A 6,266-nucleotide genomic window follows, 5' to 3' on the forward strand; every position below is an offset into this window, starting at 1 on the left:
ATCTCCTCTTCGAATAAGGGACAGGCATAAAAATCATTTAAACTTTAAATATAATAGTGGACAGGCATAAAAAATGGTAATTCCCTCGCTTTGAACTACTGTTTATATACACATGTAAAAACAGAGTGCTAAACATGACCCGTGCCAGAAAATCACTCATAGATTTATCGTTAACACCTTATTACCACCTAATTGCGCGTTGTGTTCGCCGTGCTTTTTTGTGTGGCGATGATAAATACTCAGGAAAAAACTTTGACCACCGTAGGGAGTGGCTTGTTAAGCGGATGAAATTACTGAGCGATGTATTTGCCATTGATATAGCTGCTTACGCTATTATGAGTAATCATTATCATGTTGTGGTTAAAGTAAATAAAAACAAAGCGCTTGATTGGTCTATTGAGGAGGTTATAAGGCGTTGGTATAAGTTATATAAACAAGGAGACTCTTTGGTTGAACGCTTTTTAAATGGCGAAAAATTAAATGAGGCTAGCTTATATATTTTTAGTGAAATTATAGCAACATGGCGAGCACGACTTTATGATATTAGCTGGTATATGAAAAATCTTAATGAATATATTGCCAGGCAAGCAAATAAAGAAGATAACTGCACAGGAAAATACTGGGAAGGGCGTTATAAATCCCAAGCACTATTAGATGATAAGGCTATTTTAAGTTGTATGGCGTATGTTGATTTGAATCCAATTAGAGCGAAAATAGCTACAGAACTTGAAAACAGTGATTTCACATCAATTCAAGAGCGTATCCATAAATATAAAAACACCCCAAAAAATAGTAAACAACCTGCACAAAAATCAGAGCTTTTTGAGCACAAAAGCCAGCCAATGCAATTACTTAAATTGGGTAGTAATGCAGAACCAGACACGATCCCATTTAGATTAATAGACTATTTAGAGTTAGTAAGTTGGAGTAGTCGTTATTTTACTTGCTATAAACAACGGGAAGTAAGTAAAAATGTACCCAATATATTAGCAAAATTAAATATAGAAGAGGCTGAGTGGCTAAACGCAATTCAGCATTTTCGTAGGCAATATGCAAACTTTGCAGGGAGTAAAGTAAGGTTAATGAATTTAGCTGCGCAGAACCAAGCTAAGTGGTACAAAGGTGTTGGTTAATCTGTAAGTTATTTAATGCAGAGTAAATACGGGCATCCGCTGTTTTTTTGTTCTAACCAGTAAAATTTACTCTTATTGTTTTGGCGGAAGTAAGCAGTTGGTGTGATTACTTAAATAACTAAACAACAATGATTTGAGGTCGTTCATAGCTCTGTGTCAGCTTAAGTTAGCAAATATCCATCATATGAAGTGTAAGCCTCTAACTCTCGTTAAAATCTCCCTAAAATCGAATAAACTTTAACTCTGAAAGCCATACACTGGAGTAAATAATAAATAAACTGCGCATTTGCTTTTTAATAAAAATTAAATGCCTGTCCCATATTAAAATTTTTGAAATTAAATAAACACTCTGCTTTTGTGCGAGTGTTTATTCATTGTATAGCTTAGTTAAGGGTAGCGTGCTTTAAAAATTTGCGAGCTTTTCAGCGGCTATTGCTGCGTTATTTATTACTCCAAGTTCTTGAAACTTAATACGTCCTTGCTCGTCTAAACCTGTCATTAAGTTGGAGTGATTAACTTCATTGTTGTCTATGTTTTGAAACTTTATATTTAATACCATGGCTAAACTACGAACGTCTTGTGGTGTGCCGGTTAATAAACTCCAGTTTTGTAAATTTAATTTTCGGCTTTGTGCAAATTCTTTTAGTACTGCAGGTGTATCTGTGTCGGGCGTTAACGAGACTAAAATAAAACCTACGTCTTGTTTTTCAGTCTCACTCAGCTTATTTTCAATGGCTTGCATGGTAGAAACAATAGTAGGGCAGGTATGTAAGCAGTGTGTATAAATAAGGCTTATGACTTGTTTTTTACCGCTAAAGCTACTTAAAGTACGTTTATTAGCGTCTTGATCTAACCATGTACTGTTAAGCTGATAAACAGAGTTTTGTGGTATATTTTGCGAGTAAGCGTATGAGCTGGCAAGCATGCATATCAGCCCTAATATTTTGAGTGTTATATTATTAGAAATAATAGCTGGGTTATATTTTATCATTTTTTATTCCTTTGATTTCGCACAGCGAAACCCTAAATTGGGTAAAGTATATTTGGCCTGCAAACTAGATCGAAAGCCAAAGCGCATAAATGCGGCATAATCACTGGGATCAGCAGCGCCTTGTGCTCCTGCGGCGCAAAATAATTTTTGATTTATATCACTATCACCACGGGACTCGCCGCTGACCAAAGCGGAGTTAAAATCCTCTGTCCATTCCCAAATTAAGCCGTGTAAGTCTTGTGCTCCCCAATAGTTTGCTGGGTTAGTACCAACCTCGGGGAGCTGTTTGCTACTAGGGCGGCTATACCATTGTAAAATACGTTGGTTATAGCTTTTTTCTAGACTGCCATTGGGCTGGGTTGCACTGGCACTGGCAACACGTTCCCACTGAGCAACGGTGGGTAAGCTTTTATTAAGTGAATGGCAATAAGCTTGGGCTGCAAACCACGATACGTTAACTACAGGGCTGTTTAATTGTCCTTGTGACGGCTGCTTTGGAGTTAGATTTTGTTGCCAATGTTGTAAATATTGAGCCTCCGCAAATATGCTAGGTATTTGCTGCGACTGCCAACGAGGGTTATTTATTACAAACGTTAAATATTGCGCGTTAGTCACAGGCGTAACATCTATGCTAAAAGCGCCCACAAATGTTTGTGGGCTGTTTTTATTCATATAAAGCGGCCTGTAGTTACCCGCGGGCAGCGCTACCATTTTAGGAGGCTCTGCCAGTGTCAGTGTCATCGTTAATAAAGAAAAAATCATGTTACTTGCGCTGCTTAGCAACTTGTTCAGCAGAGACTTTTCCGCCGGCGTTATCCCAGTTATTTAGTACAAAGGTAATAACATTGGCAATATCTTCGTCATTTAGGTTCATTGCTGGCATTACGCCGTTGTAGTTAACGTTATTAACTTTAATCGGACCCGATAAGCCTTTAATAATCGCATTAACACCTAAAAGTGGGTTGTTGTTCAAATAATCAGACTTTGCTAAAGGCGGGAATGCTCCGGGAATACCTTCGCCATTAGCTTGATGGCAAGCCATACAGTTAGCTTCATAAACACGTTGGCCGAAACGTATTTGTTCATCTTTATTGTTGGCTGTTATTTTAGTAAAAGTATTGTCTAACGACTGTATTGCTGAACCTTCTGGTAAATATACGTTTTCAGCTGTTTTGCCTGTAAAAATAGAATGGTCGTCAGGACCTTCTACTTTTAGCATTGCTAGTGCACCTTTGTTAAATGCTCTAAAAATAGAATGATCGACCAAAATAAAGGTGCCCGGTACTTCTACTTTAAATTCCACAATGGCAGCGCCGCCAGCGGGGATCAATGTGGTTTGTACGTTGTGATTTTTTAAACTGCCGCCTTCTACATAAACGGTATCAAAAATTTCGCCTATTACATGAAAAGAAGAAACCAAGTTAGGGCCACCATTACCAATATATAATCGAACTGTTTCACCTACTTTAGCGGTTAAAGAGTTTTCATCTGTGGTACTGCCTACTGAGCCATTAAATACTACGTAGTCGGCATCTTCATCTATTGCTTTTGCCATATCAAAAGGTTGCAAGCCAGCTTCACCAAATTCACCTTTAGTATAAAAATCCCCTTGTACTAAATAATACTCTCGGTCTACGGGCGCAAGGCCTTCTTTTGGTTCAACTAAAATTAAGCCATACATGCCATTGGCTATGTGCATACCAACAGGAGCCGTGGCGCAATGATAAATATAAAGCCCAGGATTAAGTGCTTTAAAATTAAATGTTGAGGTGTGTCCTGGGGCCGTAAATGACGATTCCGCGCCACCACCTGGGCCTGTTACCGCATGTAAGTCAATATTGTGCGGCATTTTTGAGCTAGGGTGATTTGAGAGGTTAAACTCAATTTCATCACCTTCTCTAACTCGAATAAAACTCCCTGGTACGGTTTCACCAAATGACCAAAATACATATTCAACGCCATCGGCAATTCGCCCTACTTGCTCTCTTGTTTCTAGGTTGATAACTACTTTTGCACTGTGATCTCTATTAATGGCGGGCGGCACCATAGGAGGGGGTGTTAGTATTGCTTGTTCAGTTTTTAAATTACTGGCAGCAAGTAGGTTACCACTAAATAAAATAGCTATTAGAGGGAGCCATAGGGTGTGCTTATTAGGTTGTATTTTCATTTTATATTTTCCATTATAAATGACGATTAACTTAGTATTGCGCTTAAGTGCAAAAATGACTTGATACAGATCAATTAACTGCCGATGAGCAAAAGTTTAGTACTGATCAGCAATGTTAACGAGTTTGATTTTAAATCTATTGTTTGTTTTTATTGAGGTATAGCTTTTTATGAGTGAGTTAACGATTTATTGTTGTAAGCATGCTGTTAACTTTCTTTGGAAACTATATAATTAAATTTATATCAATAAGGATGATGATGACAAATAAAGTAGAGGTTTCGGCCAAAAGTGGAATGCATTTTAAGTTTTACAGTGATGACGTAGAAGTTACTTATTACTGCTTGCCCGTATCGGGAAAAGAAAAAAGTTAACGGTGAGATAGTTAGCGAAGCACAAAACTTTAAGTTTAGCTCTACTCATCAGTTTGAAATAAATGGCAACCCGGCCAAAATTAGGCTAAAAGCCCACGGTTTAACTAAAAACGTGACACTTTGTGAGTTTTTTGTGGCTGATGAATTAGTTAAAGCTTATAAACTTACTTACGGTACCAAAGGTAAAGTTCCGCATATGGCTCAGCTTGTTATTAGTGTTATTGCCGCTGCAGTGGGTTGGTTTTTTGCAGCACAGTTTTTATCATCTTGGTTAGCTTTTGCAATAATGATAGCGGTTTTAGGATTAGCAGTGTTTAAATTTGAAAAGCCAAGCTGGGAATGCGAAGAGGTTTAGTAACACCTTCATAAAACTTTAAATTACCTACCTTATATCCCGTATTTTTAACACTGCAGCGAGCCTTAGTTGCAGTGATTTTATTTAACTAATAAAGTTAACAAAATTTATTGCTCATTTACCTATTCGAGTAGTAGTATAGCCGACCTTTTTAGCTCAGTAACTGAGCTAAATACTACTATGAAAATTTAGGTTATTAATGAAGTTATGTATTGTCGGTTTTTTATTTGCGTTTAGTGCCTGTTTTAGTTCCCTTGCTTTAGCGCAAACTACGCAAGAGTATAGTGCTGTGCAAAATGTTTCAGCAGATGCGGCGGGTCATATAAAAGTTGAGACGTTAACTAACATTGAACCTAATAACAGCTACGACTGGCACATTCATTCCTACTGGGAAAACCGCTATGTTACTGAAGGGCGTGATAACTTAGCAAATAAAGGGATTACCTCAGTATCTACAGAGCTAAATTATGAAAATTTCATAATTATTCCTTGGTTTGCTAAAGGCATTAATACCGATTATTCAGAAGTGAATTTAAATATAATATACGCAACGGTATTATCAAAAAACCTTGAGCTATTAAGTGGGTATAGTGCAATTGCCTCGCGCGAAGAAAGCAGTAACGCTTACGATAATGAGGTTAGCCTTGAGCTTATTTACTCTTTTGCACAGCAGGTTCAGCTTATAAGTAGTTTATATTATTCATTTGATGCACAAGGTGCTTTTTTAGATGTTGCGCTAAATAAACATTATCAATTAACGCCCGTATTACAGCTTGATTTTAAAGCCAGTGTTGGCTTTAATTCAGGGTATGTGGCCGATGGGCATAATGGTGCTAATCATGTGCAATTTAGTACCAATTTATCTTACTCAGTAATAAAAAACATGCAGTTATACGCATATAGCAACTATAGTTTTGCTATTAGTAAAGATTCAAACCGCTATGCCGACGATGAATTATTACAAGATGTATTTTGGGCGGGTCTTGGTTTAAGTTATCAATACAGATAGCGCCGATAAATATAAGTTAAATAGTCATTGTGCTAGATCATTAAAAGCTTACTTTAAACACTGTAAAAGTTTTAAACGCGCTAAACTTCTTAAGTAACCTGAGCTCCGGATAATAAAACTTATCTCAAGCAGCTGTTTTCAGCGCTAACTGCGTTGAATTTACTTGCAATAGGCCAGCTATTGACGCGTAAATTCGCCTTGTTTTCACTGAAAACCTCTGGCTAGAGAAAATAAAATTAA

General features: G+C 37.3%; 6 protein-coding genes. 3 read left to right on the forward strand and 3 right to left on the reverse strand.

What is annotated here, in order from left to right; genetic code table 11:
• Nucleotides 1-134: 134 nt before the first annotated feature.
• Nucleotides 135-1,133 (forward strand): transposase, encoded by a 999-nt coding sequence (locus tag H5079_RS02380; RefSeq protein ID WP_182683331.1) that lies wholly within the window; start codon nucleotides 135-137, stop codon nucleotides 1,131-1,133.
• A 403-nt stretch (nucleotides 1,134-1,536) separates the two neighbouring features.
• Here H5079_RS02380 and H5079_RS02385 read toward each other — a convergent pair whose 3' ends face one another.
• From H5079_RS02385 to nirK, 3 genes are read right to left on the reverse strand one after another with little or no spacing between them, the layout of a single operon-like run.
• Entirely contained in the window at nucleotides 1,537-2,124 is a 588-nt protein-coding gene (locus H5079_RS02385; RefSeq protein ID WP_011328155.1) for an SCO family protein, read from the reverse strand.
• Nucleotides 2,125-2,127: 3 nt separating this feature from the next.
• Nucleotides 2,128-2,886, reverse strand: coding sequence for a formylglycine-generating enzyme family protein (locus H5079_RS02390; RefSeq protein ID WP_182683332.1), 759 nt, complete (start codon nucleotides 2,884-2,886; stop codon nucleotides 2,128-2,130).
• A 1-nt stretch (nucleotide 2,887) separates the two neighbouring features.
• Entirely contained in the window at nucleotides 2,888-4,291 is a 1,404-nt protein-coding gene (nirK, locus tag H5079_RS02395; protein ID WP_011328157.1) for a copper-containing nitrite reductase, read from the reverse strand.
• Between the two features lie 504 nt (nucleotides 4,292-4,795).
• Here nirK and H5079_RS18385 point away from each other — a divergent pair.
• Together H5079_RS18385 and H5079_RS02405 are read left to right on the forward strand one after the other, a co-directional pair.
• The gene (locus tag H5079_RS18385; RefSeq protein WP_259398036.1) at nucleotides 4,796-5,017 is read left to right on the forward strand and encodes a hypothetical protein; all 222 of its coding nucleotides are present in this window, start codon (nucleotides 4,796-4,798) and stop codon (nucleotides 5,015-5,017) included.
• 199 nt (nucleotides 5,018-5,216) lie between these two features.
• On the forward strand, nucleotides 5,217-6,026 hold the full coding sequence (locus tag H5079_RS02405; RefSeq protein WP_182683333.1) for a hypothetical protein: 810 nt from the start codon (nucleotides 5,217-5,219) through the stop codon (nucleotides 6,024-6,026).
• Nucleotides 6,027-6,266: the final 240 nt, after the last annotated feature.

This window comes from Pseudoalteromonas sp. SG44-5, assembly GCF_014164175.1.
Classification (GTDB): domain Bacteria; phylum Pseudomonadota; class Gammaproteobacteria; order Enterobacterales; family Alteromonadaceae; genus Pseudoalteromonas; species Pseudoalteromonas nigrifaciens.